Origin of the sequence: Streptomyces sp. NPDC058632 (assembly GCF_042717095.1) — a bacterium.
In the GTDB taxonomy this organism is placed as follows: Bacteria; Actinomycetota; Actinomycetes; order Streptomycetales; family Streptomycetaceae; genus Streptomyces.
On record NZ_JBHXQZ010000020.1, the window covers coordinates 47,982 to 67,758 of the forward strand.

The 19,777-nt window shown below is 71.5% G+C and carries 18 protein-coding genes; 9 read left to right on the plus strand and 9 right to left on the minus strand.

Translation table 11 applies throughout. From position 1 onward, the window contains the following. Positions 1 to 43: 43 nt before the first annotated feature. Positions 44 to 1,549 carry a hypothetical protein gene (locus tag ACFWVE_RS10440; protein WP_384010526.1) on the minus strand — a complete coding sequence of 502 codons (1,506 nt, stop codon included), beginning with the start codon at positions 1,547 to 1,549 and terminating at the stop codon, positions 44 to 46. A gap of 592 nt (positions 1,550 to 2,141) precedes the next feature. Here ACFWVE_RS10440 and folP point away from each other — a divergent pair. From folP to ACFWVE_RS10465, 5 genes are all read left to right on the plus strand, one after another. Further along, on the plus strand, positions 2,142 to 3,056 hold the full coding sequence (gene folP, locus ACFWVE_RS10445; RefSeq protein ID WP_384010418.1) for a dihydropteroate synthase: 915 nt from the start codon (positions 2,142 to 2,144) through the stop codon (positions 3,054 to 3,056). After that, on the plus strand, positions 3,053 to 3,577 hold the full coding sequence (locus tag ACFWVE_RS10450) for a nuclear transport factor 2 family protein (protein ID WP_384010421.1): 525 nt from the start codon (positions 3,053 to 3,055) through the stop codon (positions 3,575 to 3,577). The genes folP and ACFWVE_RS10450 overlap by 4 nt, the downstream gene beginning before the upstream one ends. 271 nt (positions 3,578 to 3,848) lie before the next feature. Beyond that, positions 3,849 to 4,208, plus strand: coding sequence for a dihydroneopterin aldolase (gene folB, locus ACFWVE_RS10455; RefSeq protein WP_042174254.1), 360 nt, complete (start codon positions 3,849 to 3,851; stop codon positions 4,206 to 4,208). Further along, a complete protein-coding gene (gene folK, locus ACFWVE_RS10460) occupies positions 4,205 to 4,816 on the plus strand; it encodes a 2-amino-4-hydroxy-6-hydroxymethyldihydropteridine diphosphokinase (RefSeq protein WP_384010423.1) in 612 nt (203 codons plus the stop codon). The genes folB and folK overlap by 4 nt, the downstream gene beginning before the upstream one ends. Positions 4,817 to 4,878: 62 nt before the next feature. Next, positions 4,879 to 5,370, plus strand: a complete 492-nt coding sequence (locus tag ACFWVE_RS10465; protein WP_384010425.1) for a DUF3180 domain-containing protein — start codon at positions 4,879 to 4,881, stop codon at positions 5,368 to 5,370. 18 nt (positions 5,371 to 5,388) lie between these two features. Here the strand turns inward: ACFWVE_RS10465 and folE are convergent, their stop codons facing one another. From folE to dacB, 6 genes are all read right to left on the minus strand, one after another. Then, positions 5,389 to 5,994 carry a GTP cyclohydrolase I FolE gene (gene folE / locus ACFWVE_RS10470; protein WP_384010427.1) on the minus strand — a complete coding sequence of 202 codons (606 nt, stop codon included), beginning with the start codon at positions 5,992 to 5,994 and terminating at the stop codon, positions 5,389 to 5,391. Between the two features lie 146 nt (positions 5,995 to 6,140). Further along, positions 6,141 to 8,180, minus strand: a complete 2,040-nt coding sequence (gene ftsH, locus ACFWVE_RS10475; protein WP_384010430.1) for an ATP-dependent zinc metalloprotease FtsH — start codon at positions 8,178 to 8,180, stop codon at positions 6,141 to 6,143. A gap of 187 nt (positions 8,181 to 8,367) precedes the next feature. Then, positions 8,368 to 8,928, minus strand: coding sequence for a hypoxanthine phosphoribosyltransferase (gene hpt, locus ACFWVE_RS10480; RefSeq protein WP_384010433.1), 561 nt, complete (start codon positions 8,926 to 8,928; stop codon positions 8,368 to 8,370). A 61-nt stretch (positions 8,929 to 8,989) separates the two neighbouring features. Next, entirely contained in the window at positions 8,990 to 10,054 is a 1,065-nt protein-coding gene (gene tilS / locus ACFWVE_RS10485) for a tRNA lysidine(34) synthetase TilS (protein ID WP_384010436.1), read from the minus strand. Between the two features lie 289 nt (positions 10,055 to 10,343). Beyond that, positions 10,344 to 11,501 carry a zinc-dependent metalloprotease gene (locus ACFWVE_RS10490; protein ID WP_384010439.1) on the minus strand — a complete coding sequence of 386 codons (1,158 nt, stop codon included), beginning with the start codon at positions 11,499 to 11,501 and terminating at the stop codon, positions 10,344 to 10,346. Positions 11,502 to 11,605: 104 nt separating this feature from the next. Further along, the gene (gene dacB, locus ACFWVE_RS10495; RefSeq protein WP_384010443.1) at positions 11,606 to 13,228 is read right to left on the minus strand and encodes a D-alanyl-D-alanine carboxypeptidase/D-alanyl-D-alanine-endopeptidase; all 1,623 of its coding nucleotides are present in this window, start codon (positions 13,226 to 13,228) and stop codon (positions 11,606 to 11,608) included. Between the two features lie 79 nt (positions 13,229 to 13,307). On the opposite strand from dacB, the gene ACFWVE_RS10500 reads away from it, so the two are divergent. Both ACFWVE_RS10500 and ACFWVE_RS10505 read left to right on the plus strand, forming a co-directional pair. Further along, the gene (locus tag ACFWVE_RS10500; RefSeq protein WP_042174359.1) at positions 13,308 to 13,799 is read left to right on the plus strand and encodes an inorganic diphosphatase; all 492 of its coding nucleotides are present in this window, start codon (positions 13,308 to 13,310) and stop codon (positions 13,797 to 13,799) included. 151 nt (positions 13,800 to 13,950) lie between these two features. Then, a complete protein-coding gene (locus ACFWVE_RS10505; protein ID WP_384010446.1) occupies positions 13,951 to 15,660 on the plus strand; it encodes a threonine/serine exporter family protein in 1,710 nt (569 codons plus the stop codon). A gap of 121 nt (positions 15,661 to 15,781) precedes the next feature. On the opposite strand, the gene ACFWVE_RS10510 is transcribed toward ACFWVE_RS10505, so the two are convergent. Continuing rightward, complete coding sequence (locus tag ACFWVE_RS10510; protein WP_384010449.1) at positions 15,782 to 16,759, minus strand: DedA family protein; 978 nt, start codon at positions 16,757 to 16,759, stop codon at positions 15,782 to 15,784. 135 nt (positions 16,760 to 16,894) lie between these two features. Between ACFWVE_RS10510 and ACFWVE_RS10515 the strand changes: the two genes are divergently transcribed. After that, positions 16,895 to 17,260 (plus strand): YbjQ family protein, encoded by a 366-nt coding sequence (locus ACFWVE_RS10515; protein ID WP_384010452.1) that lies wholly within the window; start codon positions 16,895 to 16,897, stop codon positions 17,258 to 17,260. Positions 17,261 to 17,319: 59 nt separating this feature from the next. Here ACFWVE_RS10515 and ACFWVE_RS10520 read toward each other — a convergent pair whose 3' ends face one another. Further along, the gene (locus ACFWVE_RS10520; protein WP_384010455.1) at positions 17,320 to 18,081 is read right to left on the minus strand and encodes a MerR family transcriptional regulator; all 762 of its coding nucleotides are present in this window, start codon (positions 18,079 to 18,081) and stop codon (positions 17,320 to 17,322) included. Between the two features lie 278 nt (positions 18,082 to 18,359). Here ACFWVE_RS10520 and ACFWVE_RS10525 point away from each other — a divergent pair, with 278 nt between their 5' ends. Further along, entirely contained in the window at positions 18,360 to 19,769 is a 1,410-nt protein-coding gene (locus ACFWVE_RS10525) for a glutamate decarboxylase (protein ID WP_384010459.1), read from the plus strand. Positions 19,770 to 19,777: the final 8 nt, after the last annotated feature.

A 19,777-nucleotide genomic window follows, 5' to 3' on the forward strand; every position in this document is an offset into this window, starting at 1 on the left:
CGTTCGTTTGGCCACGTTGTGCCGTGTGCTCTCGCCGCGTCCGTCAGGAGGCCGCGCTGCGCAGTCCCTTCGTGCCGGTCCCGGTCTCGGCCTGTGGCTCGGCCCCGGCCTCTTCGCCGGCCGGCTCCGGCTCGTCGTGCGCCGTCAGGTCGATGACCTGGCCGACGCCCCGCGCGTCGCCGGCCGGCCCGGACTCCGGATCGACCTGGTCCGTGTGGGAGGCCTGCGCCTCCTCCTCGGCTGCCTCCGCATCGCCCTCCGCCTCCTTCTGCGTACCGAAGAAGTCGAAGGTGCCGTCGGACACCGGGCGGCGCACGGGCTCCGTCGGCGGTACCACCGCGACCGCGGTCGGCACGGTGAAGTGCCCGGAGGGCCTCCGCACGGAACCGCCGGACGGGGCCGACGGGGCGGGCTGTGCGGACTGAGCCGGCCGGCCCGACTGCTCGGGCGTGGTGCCGCCGGTGTCCGGGCCGGGGGAGGCGGTCGCGCGCCCGTGCTCGGCGACCGCCTCGGGCTGCCCCTGGGCCTCGTCCTCCGGCGGCTGCTCCGGCTTCCCCGCCGTGGTGGGCTCGGGGCCGTCGTCCTCGGGGGTGCTGTCGCTCCGGGGGGACCTGACGGTGTGACCGGGCCGGGTGCCGTCCTCGGCCGATGCGGAGTCGCCGCCCTTGGCCACGTGGCCGCCCTGGGGGGTGGCGGCGTCGGTCGGCGCGTCGCCGGCCGACGTCTCCGCGGTGGTCGTGGCGGTCGCGTCGGTCCTGGCGGTCGCGTCGGTCGTGGCGGTCGCGTCGGTCGTGGCGGTCGCGTCGGTCGTGGTGTCGGCATCGGCGGCGTCCCGCGCGGGGCGGTCGTCGTCGGCCCCGTCCTCGCCGCCCTCGCCATCGCCATCGCCGACGAGCCGTGCCAGTGCCTCGTTGGCCTGCAGGAACAGCGTGGACCCCGCCGGCGAGAAGGCCTGGGGAGCCGTGGGCCGGCCGGCTTCCTCCGCACCGTCCGCGGTGGCCTCGGGCTCGGGTGCGGCCTTCGTCCCGCCCTCGGTCCCGGCCTCGGTCCTGGCCGCCGGCACGGCCGCCTTGCCCTCGGGCCCGGCACCGGACTCGGCGGCCGACGGTCCCGCCGTCAACGCGCGGGCCGGAACCGCCGCCTCGATCCCGAGCACCCGGCGCTCCTCCAGGACGGTAGCCCGGTCGGCCTCCGCCGCGGCGTACCGCCTGAGCAGTGCCGCGTGCTCGTTGCGCAGCCCGGCGAGCTCCGTGCGCTTGGCGCGCAGCCGCTGCTCCAGCTTGACGCGCAGCTCGCGCGACTCGTCGAGGTCGGACTCCAGCTCGGCGACCCGCTCCTCGAAACGCCACTCGTCACTGGCACGCGCGCGCGTGAGGTCGGCGACCTGCTTGCCGGCCTGGGCGTCCCAGTGCCGCATCACGACCGCACCGAGGATCGCCGTGGCCGCCGCTGCGGCGGCCAGGAGGCGAAGCGTCATCGGTTGTGTGAACACCCAGGGCCCCAGGGCACAGACGAGCGAGACGCCGGCGATCGCCGACGGGGGCAACATCCTGTGCAGGGGCGGGGAATGGCGGTGACGTCCACGTGACATGGCCAGAAACTTACCGCGCGTAGGCGAATGATGGAGCCCCGCCCCCGTAAAAACAAACCCGCGCCGAGGCTTTCACAGGGCATCAGGGAACTCCACCGAACCGTGAATAGACCCACACCTCAATTCCCAAGATCGTTTTAGGGCGGGAAGCCGGTTCCGGTACGTCCCCGACCTGCCCCGACCCACCCCGAACCACCCCGGACCACCTCCCGCACCGGTCGCCGAGTCCGGCCTGGGCCGGGCCCGGGCCCGGCCCGCACCGCTCCTCCGGCACCCGCCGCTCCCCCTCGGGCTTCCGCCCGAAAAACCTCCTCCCGGGTAAGGAAGTCGCCTCCCGGGGCGCTCCTCCCACCCCGCCGCTTTCCGGGACGACCGACGAGATTCCGATACACCCGCCGTCCTCTCACGCTCGCCGGAAATAGCCGGACCGCAGTCCGGGCTCCGGCCCCGAGCTCCTGGACCCGGGATACGAGATCCCCGGAGCCGACTTCCGTCCGGTGTCCCCTGATCCGGCTACTCCCCGGCCCCGCCCAACGCCTACGCTGAACATATGAGCAACAGCAGCGGGCACCCTCACGTCTCGGGCCTTCCCCACTGGGACCGCTGCGCGGTCATGGGCGTCGTGAACGTGACGCCCGACTCCTTCTCCGACGGCGGCCGCTGGTTCGACACGACGACCGCCGTCAAACACGGCCTCGACCTGGTCGCCCAGGGAGCCGACCTGATCGACGTCGGAGGCGAGTCCACCCGCCCCGGCGCCACGCGTGTCGACGAGGCCGAGGAACTCAAGCGCGTCATCCCCGTGGTCCGGGGCCTCGCCTCCGAGGGCGTCACGATCTCCGTCGACACCATGCGCGCCTCCGTCGCGGAGCAGTCCCTCGCGGCGGGCGCCGCGCTCGTCAACGACGTGAGCGGCGGTCTCTCCGACCCCGGCATGATCCCCCTGGTCGCCGACGCCGGCGCCCCCTTCGTCGTCATGCACTGGCGCGGCCTGCTCGAGGGCGGCAACGTGGAGGGCGCCTACGACGACGTCGTCACCGAGGTCGTCGACGAACTCCGCACGCGCGTGGACGCCGTGCTGGAGGGCGGCATCGCCCCCGACCGCGTGATCGTCGACCCCGGCCTCGGCTTCTCCAAGGGCGCCGACCACGACCTCGCCCTCCTCGCCCGTCTCGACCGCCTCCGGGCGCTGGGTCACCCGCTGCTCGTCGCCGCGTCCCGCAAGAGGTTCCTCGGCCACGTCCTGGCCGGCCCGGGCGGCGCGCCCCCGCCCGCCCGGGAACGCGACGCGGCCACCGCCGCCGTCTCCGCCCTCGCCGCCCAGGGCGGCGCCTGGGCGGTCCGCGTGCACGAGGTGCGAGCCACCGCGGACGCCGTACGCGTCGCCCGCGCCGTCGAGCTGGCCCGTACCCCGGACGGCACACCCCCCGTATCCGGCGCGCACGGCGCAGAGGGAACCCGGTGAGCGCCGCCCCGCACACCGACGTCGAGCAGGTCGAAGCCACCAACGCCGCCTTCTACGAGGCGCTCGAGCAGGGCGACTTCGAAGAGGTCGCGTCGCTCTGGCTGACCCCGGCCGACCTGGGTGTCGACGAGACCTACCACGACCCGGCGGACGCCGGGGTGATCTCCTGCGTGCACCCCGGCTGGCCGGTGCTCACGGGACGCGGCGAGGTGCTCCGGTCGTACGCCCTGATCATGGCGAACACCGACTACATCCAGTTCTTCCTCACCGACGTGCACGTCTCCGTCACCGGCGACACCGCCGTCGTGACCTGCACCGAGAACATCCTCAGCGGCGGCCCCGCCCCGGAGGCCGGCGAGGAGCTCGGCCCCCTGCTGGGCCGGCTGGTCGTCGCCACCAACGTGTACCGGCGCACTCCCGGCGGCTGGAAGATCTGGTCCCACCACGCCTCCCCCGTCCTCGCCGAGAACGACGAGACCGACGACTCCGAGGCCCCCGACGACACCGAAGCCCCTTCCTGAGCGAGCGAGCGGGCCGGCCGGCGGGCCCCGCCCTTTCCTCCCGCACCCGGCGAGTGGTTGGAACCTCCCCCGTGCGGGTAGGGGCCGCTACCTGTCCGTGAGCCCCGGGCCTTCCCGGGGAAAACGCACGGTGAAACCTCCCGGCACGGACCGGACCCGCCCACCTCGGGACCCGCCCTGCCGGTACCCACGGGTAGATTCGACCGGGACAGGGGTGCCGCCCGCACACGGCACCGACCGGCCGGACCGACGACTGCAGGAGTGGATTCGTGTGGATCGTGTCGCGCTGCACGGCCTGAAGGCCCGTGGGCACCACGGTGTGTTTCCCAAGGAACGCGAGGAAGGCCAGACCTTCATCGTGGACCTGGTCCTCGGCCTGGACATCCGGCCGGCCGCGACCGACGACGACCTGACGAAGACCGTGCACTACGGCATCGTGGCGGAGGAGGTCGTGGCGGTCGTCCAGGGCGAGCCCGTCAACCTCATCGAGACGCTCGCCGAGCGCATCGCACAGGTCTGCCTCAAGCACGACGTGGTCCAGGAGGTCGAGGTCCGCGTCCACAAGCCGGACGCGCCGATCACCGTGCCCTTCGACGACGTGACCATCACCATCATCCGGAGCCGCGCATGACCAGGCCGTCCACCCAGGGCCACACCGACCCGACCGTCCAGCCCGTCCCCGCCTCCGTGGTCGAGCAGGTCGACGCCGCCGACACCACCCTGCACAACCCGAAGCGGGCCGTCGTCTCCCTGGGCGCCAACCTCGGCAACCGGCTGGAGACCCTCCAGGGGGCCGTCGACGCCCTCGAGGACACCCCGGGCGTCCGGGTCAAGGCGGTCTCGCCCGTGTACGAGACGGAGCCGTGGGGCGTCGAGCCCGGCAGCCAGCCCACGTACTTCAACGCGGTCGTGGTCCTCAAAACCACCCTGCCCCCGTCCTCCCTGCTGGAGCGGGCCCACGCGGTCGAGGAGGCCTTCCACCGGGTGCGCGACGAGCACTGGGGCCCGCGCACCCTGGACGTGGACATCGTCTCCTACGCGGACCTCCTCTCCGACGACCCGCAGCTGACCCTCCCCCACCCCCGCGCCCACGAACGCGCCTTCGTGCTGGCCCCCTGGCACGACATCGACCCGGAGGCCGAAGTCCCCGGGCGCGGCCCCGTCTCCGCCCTGCTCGCCGCGGTCACCCACGAGGGCGTCACGCCCCGCGGAGACCTGGAACTCCGGCTGCCCGAGTAGCCGTTAAGGTCGACAGGACCGCACACCAGGCACCGGGGCACCGGGGGAACCGAAGGGACACCGTGAGAGAGCTGCGCATCAGGGTGCTGGCCGGCGTCTTCGTCGTGGCCGGGATCCTGTCCTGGGCCGGCGCCCGCCTCTGGAACTCCCTCGGCACCCTGCCGAGCGTCCCGCTGGCGGCGCCCGTCGTCCTCGCCCTGATCGCCGTGGTCCTCACGGCCACGGCGCTCTCCCTGCGCGCCCGCCTCAAGGACCAGCGTGAGCGCCGCCCCGAGGCCAAGGGCGTCGACCCGATGATGGCGGCCCGCGCGGTCGTCTTCGGCCAGGCCAGTGCCCTGGTCGCCGCCCTCGTCGCCGGGATGTACGGCGGCACGGGCGTCTTCCTCCTGGAGTCCCTCGACATCCCCGCCCGCCGTGACCAGGCCATCTACGCCGGCTTCTCGGTCCTGGCGGGAATCGCCGTCATAGCGGCGGCCCTCTTCCTGGAGCGCGTCTGCAAACTCCCGGAGGACGACGACGACCACAACGGCAGGGGCACCGCCCCGGCCGCCTGACGCCCACTCAGCGCGCTCTCAGCGCGCCATGATCAGGCTCATCGCCTCGTTGCGCGTCGCCGCGTCCCGCAGCTGCCCGCGCACGGCCGACGTGAGGGTCTTCGCGCCGGGCTTGCGGATGCCCCGCATCGACATGCACATGTGCTCGCACTCGACCACCACGATCACCCCGCGCGGCTCCAGAATCTCCATCAGGGAGTCCGCGATCTGGGTGGTGAGCCGTTCCTGCACCTGCGGGCGCCGGGCGTAGACGTCCACGAGCCGGGCCAGTTTGGACAGCCCCGTGATCTTTCCGCTGGTGGCCGGGATGTAGCCGACATGGGCCACCCCGCGGAACGGCACCAGATGGTGCTCACAGGTCGAGTACACCTCGATGTCCTTCACGAGCACCATCTCGTCGTGGCCGAGGTCGAACGTCGTGGTCAGCACGTCCTCGGCCTTCTGCCGCAGGCCCGCGAATATCTCCTTGTACGCCCGTGCCACCCGGCCCGGCGTCTCCTGCAGGCCCTCCCGGTCCGGGTCCTCGCCGACCGCGATCAGCAGTTCGCGTATGGCGTTCTCGGCGCGCTTCTCGTCGAACTCGCCGATCGTGGCCTCGCCGTCCAGCGTCACCGGGTCGGTCATGGGTGCCTCGTTCCTGTGCCTGCGCGTGTGTCGGACCCGACGCACGCGCTCTCCACTGCGGATACGCGAAGATCCGCGCCCCCCAGGCTAGAACCAGGGGGGCGCGGCATCCATTCCGGGCCCGGTGGGGCCGCCGGGAGAGCCGGTCAGCTCTCGGGGCGGTCCTCCGGGATCGGCTCGGGCGCCGGGGCGGACTCCGCGGCGGTGCTCTTCGCGGTGGAGATGGCCGGCGCCGCGCCGTTCGCCCCGTTCGTCAGTGCCAGCTCCTTGGGGGAGAGCACCGGCGGGCGGGTGGACGGCGTACGGCGGGAGGATCCGGTCCAGGCGGGCCTGGGCGGACGCTTGACGATCGAGGCGAAGACCTCGGCGATCTCCTCCTTGCCCAGCGTCTCCCGCTCCAGGAGTGCGAGGACCAGGTTGTCGAGCACGTCGCGGTTCTCGACCAGGATCTCCCACGCCTCGTTGTGCGCGGTCTCGATGAGCTTCTTGACCTCTTCGTCGACCAGCGCGGCGATCTCTTCCGAGTAGTCGCGCTGGTGAGCCATCTCACGTCCGAGGAACGGCTCGGAGTTGTCGCCGCCGAACTTGATCGCGCCGAGGCGCTCGGTCATGCCGTACTGCGTGACCATCGCGCGGGCCAGGCCGGTGGCCTTCTCGATGTCGTTGGCCGCACCGGTGGTCGGGTCGTGGAAGACGAGCTCCTCGGCCGCGCGGCCGCCCAGCATGTAGGCCAGCTGGTCCAGCATCTCGTTGCGCGTGGTGGAGTACTTGTCCTCGTCCGGCAACACCATCGTGTAGCCGAGGGCACGGCCTCTCGACAGGATCGTGATCTTGTGAACGGGGTCGGAGTTCGGTGAGGCCGCCGCGACCAGGGCGTGTCCGCCCTCGTGGTACGCGGTGATCTTCTTCTCCTTGTCCGACATGATCCGGCTCCGCTTCTGCGGGCCCGCGACCACTCGGTCGATCGCCTCGTCCAGCATGTGGTTGTCGATCAGCTTCTGATCGCTGCGCGCGGTCAGGAGCGCGGCCTCGTTCAGCACGTTGGCCAGGTCGGCACCCGTCATGCCGGGGGTGCGGCGGGCGACGGCCGACAGGTCGACGTCCGGAGCGACCGGCTTGCCCTTCTGATGGACCTTGAGGATCTCCAGCCTGCCCTGCATGTCCGGGCGGTCGACCGCGATCTGCCGGTCGAACCGGCCGGGACGCAGGAGAGCCGGGTCGAGGATGTCGGGCCGGTTCGTGGCGGCGATGAGGATCACGCCGCCCTTCACGTCGAACCCGTCCATCTCGACGAGGAGCTGGTTCAGGGTCTGCTCGCGCTCGTCGTGACCGCCGCCGAGGCCGGCGCCGCGATGGCGGCCGACCGCGTCGATCTCGTCGACGAAGACGATCGCCGGAGCATTGGCCTTGGCCTGCTCGAAGAGGTCACGGACCCGGGAGGCACCGACACCGACGAACATCTCGACGAAGTCGGAACCGGAGATCGAGTAGAAGGGAACACCGGCTTCGCCCGCGACGGCACGCGCGAGCAGGGTCTTGCCGGTGCCGGGCGGGCCGTACAGCAGCACACCCTTGGGGATCTTGGCCCCGACGGCCTGGAACTTGGCCGGCTCCTGCAGGAACTCCTTGATCTCGTGGAGTTCCTCGACCGCCTCGTCCGATCCGGCGACGTCGGAGAACGTCGTCTTCGGCGTGTCCTTGGTGATGAGCTTCGCCTTGGACTTGCCGAACTGCATGACGCGGGAGCCGCCGCCCTGCATCTGGTTCATCAGGAACAGGAAGACGACCACGATGAGGACGAAGGGGAGCAGCGACAGCAGAATGCTCACGAACGCGTTCTGCTTGGACGGCGAGACGGTGTAGCCGTCCGGGATCTGCTCGTTCTGGAACTTGTCCTGCAGCGTGTTGGCGATGGTGACGCCCTGGTCACCGATGTAGCTCGCCTGGATCTTCGAGCTGTCCTTGACCTTTTCGCCGTCCTTGAGCTCGACCTTGATGATCTGCTCGTCGCCGGTGGTCAGCTTGGCCGACTCGACTTTGTTCTCGTTGATCGCCTGGACGACCTCGCCGGTGTCCACCGTCTTGTAGCCGCCGGACGAGCCGACGACCTGCATCAACACGACCACGGCGAGGACGGCCAGCACGATCCACATGACCGGCCCACGGAAGTATCGCTTCACGTCCATCCATACGGAGCGGTGCCGCCCCGTCCCTCCTGCCATAGTGAGTTTGATAAAGACTGTTCTTCGGACGGTACCCCAGCATTGCCCCCGGAAGCTGCGCGGGACTGCCGGCAATCGCGTCCACGCATGCTCCAACGGCGCGGAGGCCGCCGGGGTTCCCGATCACATACGGCGCCCCGGCCCCGGTGTCTCAGCCGCCGTAGACGTGGGGCGCGAGCGTACCGACGAAGGGGAGGTTGCGGTACTTCTCGGCGTAGTCGAGGCCGTAGCCGACGACGAATTCGTTGGGGATGTCGAAGCCGGCCCATTCCACGTCGATGTTGACCTTGGCGGCCTCGGGCTTGCGCAGCAGCGTGCACACCTTGAGGGAGGCGGGCTCGCGCGAGCCGAGGTTGGAGATCAGCCACGACAGGGTCAGGCCGGAGTCGATGATGTCCTCGACGATCAGGACGTGCTTGCCCTTGATGTCGGTGTCGAGGTCCTTGAGGATCCGCACCACACCGGAGGACTGGGTGCCCGCCCCGTACGAGGATACGGCCATCCAGTCCATCGTGAGGGGGGTGGACAGCGCCCGGGCGAGGTCGGCCATGACCATCACCGCACCCTTGAGGACGCCGACGATCAGCAGTTCCTTGTCCGCGTACTCCGCGTCGATCTTCGCGGCCAGCTCAGCCAGCTTGGCGTCGATCTCTTCCTTGGTGATGAGCACCTTCTCGAGGTCGGCACCCATGTCTTTCGCGTCCACCCGCATCACTTTCGGTCGTCCCAGCGGCTGTCCCGTACCGTCCGCGGCTCTGCCGAGGATACGTTTTTCAGCCTTGCCGAATCACCAGTCTGCCACCCTGGCGACGGGCCACGACCCGGCCGGGGAGATTGATGGCCCCCTGGCCGCGCCAGCCGGTGATCAGCCGGTCGACCTCCTCGATGTGCCGGGCGAACAGGGAACCGGCCGGGGCTCCCGCGTCGATGGCCGCGCGGCGCAGTACCCGGCGGCGCACCGCGGGCGGGAGGGCGTGGAGTCCCGCGCACTCCAGACGGCCGTCGGCGTCACGGACACCGGCCTCGGCGTGGCCGGCCCAGGCGTCGAGGGCGTCGGCGTCGTCGCGGGAGAGCTGGGCCGTCCGGGCGAGTGCCTCGACGACGCCTTTGCCGAGGGCCTTCTCCAGGGCGGGCAGGCCTTCGTGGCGGAGCCGGGAGCGGGTGTAGGCGGGGTCGGCGTTGTGCGGGTCGTCCCAGACGGGGAGGGACTGGACCATGCAGGCCTTGCGGGCGGTCTGCCGGTCGAGCCGGAGGAAGGGCCTGCGGTATCGGCCGGCGGCCCCCGAGACCGCGGCCATTCCGGACAGGGAGCGGATGCCGGAGCCGCGGGCGAGTCCCAGCAGGACGGTCTCGGCCTGGTCGTCGCGGGTGTGGCCGAGCAGGACGGCGACTGCCCCGTGCCGTTCGGCGGCGGCGTCGAGGGCGGCGTAGCGGGCGTCGCGGGCGGCGGCCTCGGGTCCGCCGTCGCGGCCGACGGTGACGGCGACGGACTCGACGGGGCCGAGGCCGAGGCCGCGCAGGCGCAGGGCCACTTCGGCGGCGCGCAGGTCGGAGTCGGCCTGGAGGCCGTGGTCGACGGTGACGCCGCCGGCGCGCACGCCGAGGCGGGGGGCTTCGAAGGCGAGGGCGGAGGCGAGCGCCATGGAGTCGGCGCCGCCGGAACAGGCCACGAGTACGAGCGGGGACGGTTCACGCTCGCGCGGGGCGTCGGGGATACGGCCGGGGCCGACGGAGGGCCGGCCGTGTTCGCCGGGGTTTCGGTGGTGTTCGTCGAGGATGTCGTGGAGTACGCGGCGGACCGCCAGACGTATCGCCGCGACCGCGGGATGGGGACCCATGTCCGGTTCCCTTCATGAAGTTTTCGGGGGGCGAGCCCCGGATCGGTCACTCAGAGTGTGTAGATGGTGACAGAACCGGGGCGTTCCCCGAGCATTGCACGCCTACTCTTCGCTCACGGTCCCTCGGACGGGTGATTGAGGACCCGTCCGACTGCCGTACGCCGGGTTCTCCTCGTGCCGGCCCTCCGCAGTCCCGTTCCCGGGCGCCGCGCCGTCCCGTTCCCCGCGCGGCGCACGCCGGGCGTTCGGATGCGCACGCGGCGCACGCCGCGCCGCGTGTGCAGGCGGTTCACGCCTCGGGTTTGCGGTGCACGCGGGTGATCCATTCCGCGGGCTTGGAGATCTCCGCCTTGGTGGGGAGGGTGTTGGGCGAGGTCCACACCCGGTTGAAGCCGTCCATGCCGACCTCCTCGACCACCGCGCGGACGAAGCGTTCGCCGTCGCGGTACTGGCGGAGCTTGGCGTCCAGGCCGAGCAGTTTGCGCAGGGCCAGGTCCAGGCGGGAGGCGCCCTTCGCGCGGCGCTGCTGGAACTTCTCGCGGATCTCGGCGACGCTCGGCACGACCTCGGGCCCGACACCGTCCATCACGAAGTCGGCGTGTCCCTCCAGCAGGGACATCACGGCCGTGAGCCGGCCGAGGATCTCCCGCTGGGCGGGGGTCTGCACGAGCTCCACGAGGGAGCGCCCGTCGTCCCCGTTCTCGTTCTCCTCGCCCTCGGGCCGGCCGCCGGTGAAGGACTGGACGGCCTGGCGGACGCGCTCCAGGACGGTCATGGGGTCGACGTCGGTCTCCCTCAGGAACGACTGGATCTCGCCCTGCATGTGGTCGCGCAGCCAGGGCACGGCGGAGAACTGGGTGCGGTGCGTCTCCTCGTGCAGGCACACCCACAGCCGGAAGTCGTGCGGGTCCACGTCGAGTTCGCGTTCCACGTGGACGATGTTGGGGGCGACGAGCAGCAGCCTGCCGCCGCCGTTCGGCGCGCCGGGCGGGCCGCCGGCCGGGAGGTCGCGGGCGGCGGGGGCGAAGGTCTCGTACTGGCCGAGGACGCGGGAGGCCAGGAAGGACAGCAGCATGCCGACCTCGACGCCGGTGACCTTGCCGCCGACGGTGCCCAGGAGGACCCCGCCGGGCGAAGTGCCGCGCCGGTCCTGCATCTTGTCGAGGAGCGGCTTGAGCAGTTCGCGGAAACCGGCGACGTTGGCCCGGACCCAGCCGGCTCGGTCGACGACGAGGACGGGGGTGTCGTGCGTCTCGTCGGTGCCCAGCCGGGTGAAGCCGCGGACGTGCGTCTCGGAGGCCTTCGCGTGCCTCCGCAGTTCGGTGACGACGGCCCTGGCCTCGTCACGGCTCACATCGGGGCCCGGCCGCATGAGCCGGGTCGCGGTCGCGACCGCGAGATCCCAGTCGACCATCCCGGAAGAGGCAGCACCACCGAAACTCGTCATGCTGCAACGGTACGTGAGGAGCGCGGCGCGGGGCAGGGCGGCGGGACAGCCGGTGCCGGGCGCCCCTACGGCGCCCGGCACGTGACCGGCAGGTCATCGGCAGGTCATCGGCAGCCGCACGCCGCCAGGGCCGCGGCGGCCTTGTCGAGGGCGGCCTGGGCGGCCGTCGGGTCGGTGGTGCCGGTCGCGAGGAAGGCGAAGGCGAGCAGCCTGCCCTCCCGGTCGACGACGGTGCCCGCCAGGGCGTTGATGCCGGTGAGGGTGCCCGTCTTGGCCCGTACGACGCCGGCCGCGCCGTCGGCGTAGCGGCCGGCGAGGGTGCCGGTGAAGCCGGCGATGGGCAGGCCGGTGATGACGGGGCGCAGTTCGGGGTGGGCGGGGCCGCCGGACTTCGCCAGGAGCGCGGTGAGCAGGCCGGTGGTGAGCCGGTTCCTGCGGTCGAGGCCGCTGGCGTCCTTGAACACGGTGCCCTCCAGGGGGACGCCGAGCTTCTGCAGCTGGATGCGGACGGCGGCGGCGGCGCCCGCGAAGTCGGCACGTCGGCCGGTGGCGATCGCGGTCTGGTGCGCGAGGGCTTCGGCGAGGTCGTTGTCGCTGTTGGTGAGCATCCGTTCGACCAGGACGGCGAGCGGGGGCGAGGAGACCGTGGCGAGGGTGCCGGCGCGGGCCGTGGACTTCGACGGGCCGGGAGGCGTGGCCTTGATGCCGTGGTCCTTCAACAGCGCGCCGAACTTCCGCGCGGCGTCGGCCGCGGGGTCCGGGACCCGGTCCACGGGGCCGCTGACGGAGTCGTCGGTGCGGGCCTCGTCGGCCATCAGGGGGGTGATGAGGGCGATGTTGGGGTTGACGCCGATCGGGTGTCGTTCGCCGCCCGGGTAGAGGGTGGTGTCGTAGGACAGGGTGACCTCGCGTACGCCGCGTTCGGCGAGGGCGGCGGCGGTGCGTCCGGCGAGGTCGCGCAGGCTCGCCGAGCCGGTGGTGTCCTTCTTCCGGGCGGTGAGGGTGGGGTCGCCGCCGCCGACGAGGATGACCTCTTTCGTGTCGGGTTCGTAGGTGGCGCGGGTGGTCAGGCGGTGGTCGGGGCCGAGCGCGGTGAGGACGGCGGCGGCGGTGGCGATCTTCGTGGTGGAGGCGGGGGCGAGCGCGTCGGCGGGGCTGTCGGCGTACAGGCTCCGGCCGGTGGACACGTCGACCACGGAGGCGGAGCGGTCGCCGAACGCCGGGGTCTTCAGCAGCGGGGCGAGGATGTCCGCGAGGGCCTTGCCGCCGGGCGCCGACTTGACTGTGGTGGCGCCGCCGCCGAGCCCGGTGAGCACGGAGGGGGCGCTGGGGGCCGTACGGGGGCCGCGGGGCGGGGTGCCGGCGTTGCCGCGGGTGCCGCCGTGATCTGTGCCACGCGTGGCCTCCAGGGCCACGGCCCGGTCCTGCTCGGCCGTACGCTGACCGGTGGAGTCCCAGGGACCGGCGGCGGTCACCGCGCCTGCGGCCAGCACCGTTCCGGCGGTGGCCGCGACCACGGTGAACCGCCAGGTTCCCGGCCGGGCCACCGGCCGCGTGATCCGTGGCCCGGCGGCCGTGGCGACACCCGTGGGACGACTCGGCCGCAACCGTGCCAGACGCGGCCGAACAGCCGCGGCGGTCCGTGCCAGACGGGGTCGTACGGCGTCCGCGAACCGCGTCACATGCGGTCTCGCGGCCCGCCAAGGCCTCAGCTCCGGCACGACCACCAGCCCCTTTCGCGATCACACACCTGCGTGAGGGACACTTAACCACCAGAACTATGTGCTGATCATGGAGGAGCCACCGGTGGAGTTCGACGTCACGATCGAGATCCCGAAGGGTTCGCGGAACAAGTACGAGGTGGACCACGAGACGGGTCGGATCCGCTTGGACCGTCGACTCTTCACCTCGACCGCCTATCCGACCGACTACGGCTTCGTCGAGAACACCCTCGGCGAGGACGGCGACCCGCTGGACGCGCTGGTCATTCTCGACGAGCCGACGTTCCCGGGCTGTCTGATCCGCTGCCGCGCGATCGGCATGTTCCGGATGACGGACGAGGCCGGCGGCGACGACAAGCTGCTGTGCGTCCCGTCGACGGACCCGCGCGTGGAGCACCTGCGGGACATCCACCACGTGTCGGAGTTCGACCGTCTGGAGATCCAGCACTTCTTCGAGGTCTACAAGGACCTGGAGCCGGGCAAGTCGGTGGAGGGCGCCAACTGGGTCGGCCGGACGGACGCCGAGATCGAGATCGAGCGGTCCTACAAGCGTTTCAAGGAGACGGGCGGCCACTGAGCCTCCTGAGCACGAGACGCGAAAAGGGCCGTACGCATATGCGTGCGGCCCTTTTCGCTGTCCGTGCGCATACTGACCCGTGGGGCCTGCCGGTCAGGCCCCGACGGGGGTGCAGACAGCAGGGACATGTCGTACAGGGAGCGCAGCGCAGGTGACGGACGTGGAGGACCGCAAACGCCGGTCGGACGAGGCGAGGAGCGCCTTCGGCTCTCGGGTCGGACTGGCGGCTCCGGTGGATACGGAGTCTTCGACGACGTCGGAGTTCGCCGTTCCGGAAGGGCTGGCGCTCACGAGGGCCCAGCGGGTCCCCACGGAGTCGGAGACGACGTCGGAGTTCGCCCTGCCCGAGGGCCTGGACACGGCTCCCCAGCCGCCCGCCGAGGCGGAGAAGTCGGCGTTCAACCTGCCGAGCACGTACCAGGCCAAGCAGGCTCCGCCGGCGTTCACCCCGCCCAGCGGGATCCCGTCCGTCTCCCTGCACCGGGACGTGCCCTGGCAGGACCGGATGCGCACCATGCTGCGCATGCCGGTGACCGAGCGGCCGGCGCTGGAGCAGGTGCACCGGCACGACGACGACGCCGGGCCCGCCGTGCCGCGCGTGCTCGACCTGACGCTGCGTATCGGGGAACTGCTGCTGGCGGGCGGCGAGGGCGCGGAGGACGTGGAGGGGGCGATGTTCGCCGTCTGCCGCTCCTACGGACTGGACCGCTGCGAGCCGACCGTCACCTTCACCCTGCTGTCGATCTCCCATCAGCCGTCGCTGGTGGAGGACCCGGTGACCGCGTCGCGCACGGTGCGCCGCCGGGGCACCGACTACACCCGTCTGGCGGCCGTGTACCAGCTGGTGGACGACCTCAGCGACGACGAGACGCACATCTCCCTGGAGGAGTCCTACCGGCGGCTCGCGGAGATCCGCCGCAACCGGCACCCCTACCCCACCTGGGTGCTGAACGCGGCCAGCGGGCTGCTGGCGGGCTCGGCCTCGGTGCTGGTCGGCGGTGGTCTCCTGGTGTTCGTGGCCGCGGCGGTGGGCGCGATGCTCGGCGACCGGCTGGCCTGGAAGTGCGCCGACCGGGGACTGCCGGAGTTCTACCAGTTCACGGTGGCCGCGATGCCGCCGGCCGCGATGGGCGTCGCACTGACGCTGGCGCACGCGGACGTGAAGGCCTCCGCGGTGATCACCGGTGGGCTGTTCGCACTGCTGCCGGGGCGGGCGCTGGTGGCAGGCGTGCAGGACGGCCTGACGGGCTTCTACATCACCGCCTCCGCGCGGCTCCTGGAGGTTCTGTACTTCTTCGTGGGCATCGTGACCGGCGTGCTGGTGGTGCTCTACTTCGGCGTGCAGCTGGGTGCCGAGCTGAACCCCGACGCCGCACTCGTCCTGACCGACCGGCCGCTGCTGCAGACCGCCGCGTCGCTCGGGCTGTCGCTGGCCTTCGCGGTGCTGCTTCAGCAGGAGCGGTCCACGGTGCTGCTGGTCACCCTCAACGGAGGCGTGGCCTGGGTGGTGTACGGCGCGATGCACTACGCCGGAGACATCTCGCCGGTGGCCTCCACGGCCGCGGCGGCGGGGCTCGTGGGACTGTTCGGACAACTGCTGTCCCGGTACCGGTTCGCTTCGGCGCTGCCGTACATCACGGCGGCGATCGGGCCCCTGCTGCCCGGTTCCGCCACGTACTTCGGTCTGCTGGCGATCGCTCAGAGCGAGGTGGACGCGGGTCTGCTGTCCCTCTCGAAGGCGGTGGCGCTCGCCATGGCCATCGCGATCGGGGTGAACCTCGGTTCGGAGATCTCCCGGCTGTTCCTGCGGGTCGGCTCCGCCGAGAAGCGCAGGGCGGCGAAGCGGACACGCGGTTTCTGACCCCGGGCCGCCGGGTCGGCATCAGGTCGCCGGGGCGCCGGGTACACGAATCCCCGGGGTGCGCGAGCGGTCGCGCACCCCGGGGACGTGTGTGGTCCGGGTCCGGGTTCCGAACGGCGGTTCAGTAATCGCGGTTGTAGGGCGGCTGCTGGTGGTAGTCCTGACCGTGGCCCTGGCCCTGCGCCCCGCCCTGGCCCTGGCCCTGGGGGTACTGCCCGCCGTAATACTGGCCGTATCCGCCCTGGTCGTCGCCGTAGGGCTGCCGGGGCTGCTGAGGCTGCTGCTGCGGGTAGCCCTGGTTGCCGTAGGGCTGCGGGGCCTGCTGCCGCTGCTGCTGGGGCTGCGGTCCGTCCGGGGTGATGCGGCGGAGCTGGGTCGTCGCGTCGTCCATGACCGGCTGCCGGGCGTACCCGGGAGCCTGCCGGTTGTCGTACGCGTCGTACTCGCCCTGCTGCGGGGCGTCCGCGTCGCCGCCGCCGCGCTTCTTCTTGGCGCGTTCCCGCAGGAACTCGACGATGATCGGGACCACCGAGAGGAAGACGATCAGGATGAGGATCGACTCGACGTTGGTCTTGATGAACTCGATCTGGCCGAGCCAGTAGCCGGCGAGCGTGACGCCCGAGCCCCAGGCCACGCCGCCGATGAGGTTGTACGTGAGGAACGTGCGGTACTTCATCCGGCCCGCGCCCGCCGTGATGGGGGCGAAGGTGCGCACGATCGGCACGAAGCGGGCCAGGACGATCGCCTTCGGGCCGTACTTCTCCATGAACTCGTGGGCCTTCTCCAGGTTCTCCTGTTTGAAGAGCTTGGAGTTGGGGCGGCTGAAGATCCTCGGACCGAAGAACTTGCCGATCATGTAGCCGACTTGGTCGCCCAGGACGGCGGCGATCACGATCAGCGTGCACACCAGCCACAGCGGCTGGGTGATGTAGCTGCCCTCGGCCACGAAGAGGCCCGCCGTGAACAGCAGGGAGTCACCGGGCAGGAACGCGAAGAATCCGGACTCGGCGAAGACGATCAGCAGGATGCCGGGAAGGCTGAAGGTCTCGATCAGGTAGTCCGGGCTCAGCCACTCGGGGCCGAGCGCAAGGGTGGTCACGGGACTGTGGCTCCTGCTGGTTGGGGGAGGGCGGGCGGGGCTGGCTGCCAAAGCTATCAACGCAGCCGCCCTGGCCCAGGTTCCACGGGCGTACCCAGGATTGCACCGTGCCCCCTCCCCGGCGAAGCTGGGGCCATGGGCATCGAAGAGTACGGCGGTGGGCAGGGTCCCGGGCCCGACGTCCTGGTGGTCACGACGAACGACGTCCCGGGCTACAGGGTGCAGGAGGTGATCGGAGAGGTCTTCGGGCTGACCGTACGGTCCCGGCACCTCGGCAGCCAGATCGGCGCCGGTCTGAAGTCGATGGTCGGCGGGGAGCTCAAAGGGCTGACCAAGACACTCGTGCAGACCCGCAACCAGGCCATGGAGCGGCTGATCGAGCAGGCACGCGCGCGGGGTGCCAACGGCGTGCTGGCGTTCCGTTTCGACGTCACGGACGCGGCGGACGTGGGTACCGAGGTGTGCGCGTACGGCACCGCGGTGGTGCTCGTACGCGAGTGACCGCGCGGCGGCCGTCCGGTCCCGGGAAGGGACCGGCTCAGCCGCCGCGCGGTACCGGCTCAGCCGCCGTGCCGGGCCGCGTTGGCGACGATCGCGTCGCGCAGGTAGACCGCCAGGCCGGGACGGATGTTCTCGTACGTCCGCGTGAAGCGCGGGTCGGCGACGTACATCCCGCCCAGGCAGGTGTGCATCTCGTGCCCGCAGTCGTAGTACGCGCCCGTGATGGACAGCCGGTGTTCCTCCGCCGTGTCCATGGCCTCCTCGGAGTCGGCCGGGGTGCCGGCGGACATCAGGTCGGCCATGCGCAGGTGGAGGGCGTCGAGCTCCTCGGTGACGCGCTTCCAGTCGTCCTTGGTGTAGGACGCGGTCCGCTGCCGGGACTGCCGGTAGGCGTCGGTGTCGCCCCAGCGCTCCTGGACCTCGTCCTCGTACTGGTCCGGGTCGAAGTCCCCGAACACCTCGAACCGTTCCTCGGGTGTCAGACCGATTCCCATCGTGCGTGCCTCCATGGCGTGCTCCACGGCCGCCGCCATCTTCTGCAGCCTCTCGATCCGGGCGGTCAGCAGATCGTGCTGCCGGCGCAGATGCGCGCGCGGGTCCGCGTCCGGGTCATCGAGCAGGGCGGCGACCTCGTCGAGCGGGAAGCCGAGCTCCCGGTGGAACAGGATCTGCTGCAGCCGGTCGAGGTCGGCGTCGGTGTAACGCCGGTGGCCCGCGTGGCTGCGCTCGCTCGGGGCGAGCAGGCCGATGTCGTCGTAGTGGTGCAGGGTGCGCACCGTGACCCCGGCGAAGCCGGCCACCTGTCCCACGGAGTGACTCACTTCCGCTCCCTCTTCGTTCCCGGTACGCACTCCACCCTGAGTCCTCACGCCACGTGAGGTGCAAGCCGGTTTCCACCGACCGGTCACGCCGGGCGCTTCATTCCGACCGTTTCATACGGTTTCGCACGCTTGGTCCGTCTATCGTGTGCGCGTGGTCCAGGACAGCGCGCAGCAGGAACCCTCCGCCGTGCCGGACGCGCTCGGGGCCGGCAGGTACTCCGTGCGCCTTCGTCCCGTGTTCCCGCCCGCACGAACCCCCTACGACCCCGGAGGCACCCATGCCGCTGCACGATGCTCCCCGGCGCGATGAGCGCCCCCTGTCCGTCAACCCCTTCCTGGGCCCGGCCAACCCCCTCGGGGACATGACCGAGGCGCCGCCCAAGCACCGGATGCCCGACGCGCCGATGGCACCCGCGACGGCGTACCAGCTGGTGCACGACGAGCTGATGCTGGACGGCAACGCACGGCTGAACCTGGCCACCTTCGTCACCACCTGGATGGAGCCGGAGGCCGGCCTCCTGATGGCGGAGTGCCGGGACAAGAACATGATCGACAAGGACGAGTACCCCCGCACCGCCGAGCTGGAGCGGCGCTGTGTGTCGATGCTCGCGGACCTGTGGCACGCGCCCGACCCGTCGGTGGCCGTGGGCTGTTCGACGACCGGGTCGAGCGAGGCGTGCATGCTCGCCGGGATGGCGCTCAAGCGTCGCTGGGCGCGGCGGAACGGCGACCGGTACCCGTCGAAGGACGCCCGGCCGAACCTCGTCATGGGTGTCAACGTCCAGGTCTGCTGGGAGAAGTTCTGCACCTTCTGGGAGGTGGAGGCCCGTCAGGTGCCCATGGAGGGCGACCGGTTCCACCTCGACGCGCGGGCCGCCGCCGCGATGTGCGACGACAACACCGTCGGCGTCGTCGGCGTCATGGGCTCCACCTTCGACGGGTCCTACGAGCCGGTCGCGGACCTGTGCGCGGCGCTGGACGAGCTCCAGGAGCGCACCGGCCTCGACGTCCCGGTGCACGTCGACGGGGCGTCCGGCGCGATGATCGCGCCCTTCCTCGACGAGGACCTGGTGTGGGACTTCCGTCTCCCGCGCGTGACGTCGATCAACACCTCCGGGCACAAGTACGGGCTGGTCTACCCGGGCGTCGGCTGGGCGCTCTGGCGGAACGCGGACGCCCTGCCCGAGGAACTGGTCTTCCGGGTGAACTACCTGGGCGGCGACATGCCGACGTTCGCCCTGAACTTCTCCCGTCCGGGTGCCCAGGTGGTGGCGCAGTACTACACGTTCCTGCGGCTGGGCCGTGACGGCTACCGCGCGGTGCAGCAGGCCGCGCGGGACGTGGCGCGCGGGCTCGCCGGACGGATCGGGGAGACGGACGACTTCCGGCTGCTGACCCGGGGCGACGAGCTGCCGGTGTTCGCGTTCACGACCGCGCCCGGGGTGACGGCGTTCGACGTCTTCGACGTGTCCCGGCGGATGCGGGAGAACGGCTGGCTGGTGCCCGCGTACACCTTCCCGGCGAACCGCCAGGACCTGTCGGTGCTGCGGGTGGTGTGCCGCAACGGCTTCTCCGAGGACCTCGCCGACCTGTTCGCCGAGGACCTGGCCCGGCTCCTCCCGGAGCTGCGCCGGCAGCCGCGGCCCCTCACCCACGACAGGAACGCGGCCACCGGCTTCCACCACTGAGCGGGCCC

Coding starts and splice junctions, on each gene's coding strand:
- ACFWVE_RS10440 (WP_384010526.1), bottom strand. CDS start 1,549: ATGTTGCCCCCGTCGGCGATCGCCGGCGTCTCGCTCGTCTGTGCCCTG.
- folP (WP_384010418.1), top strand. CDS start 2,142: ATGAGCAACAGCAGCGGGCACCCTCACGTCTCGGGCCTTCCCCACTGG.
- folK (WP_384010423.1), top strand. CDS start 4,205: ATGACCAGGCCGTCCACCCAGGGCCACACCGACCCGACCGTCCAGCCC.
- folE (WP_384010427.1), bottom strand. CDS start 5,994: ATGACCGACCCGGTGACGCTGGACGGCGAGGCCACGATCGGCGAGTTC.
- ftsH (WP_384010430.1), bottom strand. CDS start 8,180: ATGGACGTGAAGCGATACTTCCGTGGGCCGGTCATGTGGATCGTGCTG.
- hpt (WP_384010433.1), bottom strand. CDS start 8,928: ATGCGGGTGGACGCGAAAGACATGGGTGCCGACCTCGAGAAGGTGCTC.
- tilS (WP_384010436.1), bottom strand. CDS start 10,054: ATGGGTCCCCATCCCGCGGTCGCGGCGATACGTCTGGCGGTCCGCCGC.
- ACFWVE_RS10490 (WP_384010439.1), bottom strand. CDS start 11,501: ATGACGAGTTTCGGTGGTGCTGCCTCTTCCGGGATGGTCGACTGGGAT.
- ACFWVE_RS10515 (WP_384010452.1), top strand. CDS start 16,895: ATGGGCATCGAAGAGTACGGCGGTGGGCAGGGTCCCGGGCCCGACGTC.
- ACFWVE_RS10525 (WP_384010459.1), top strand. CDS start 18,360: ATGCCGCTGCACGATGCTCCCCGGCGCGATGAGCGCCCCCTGTCCGTC.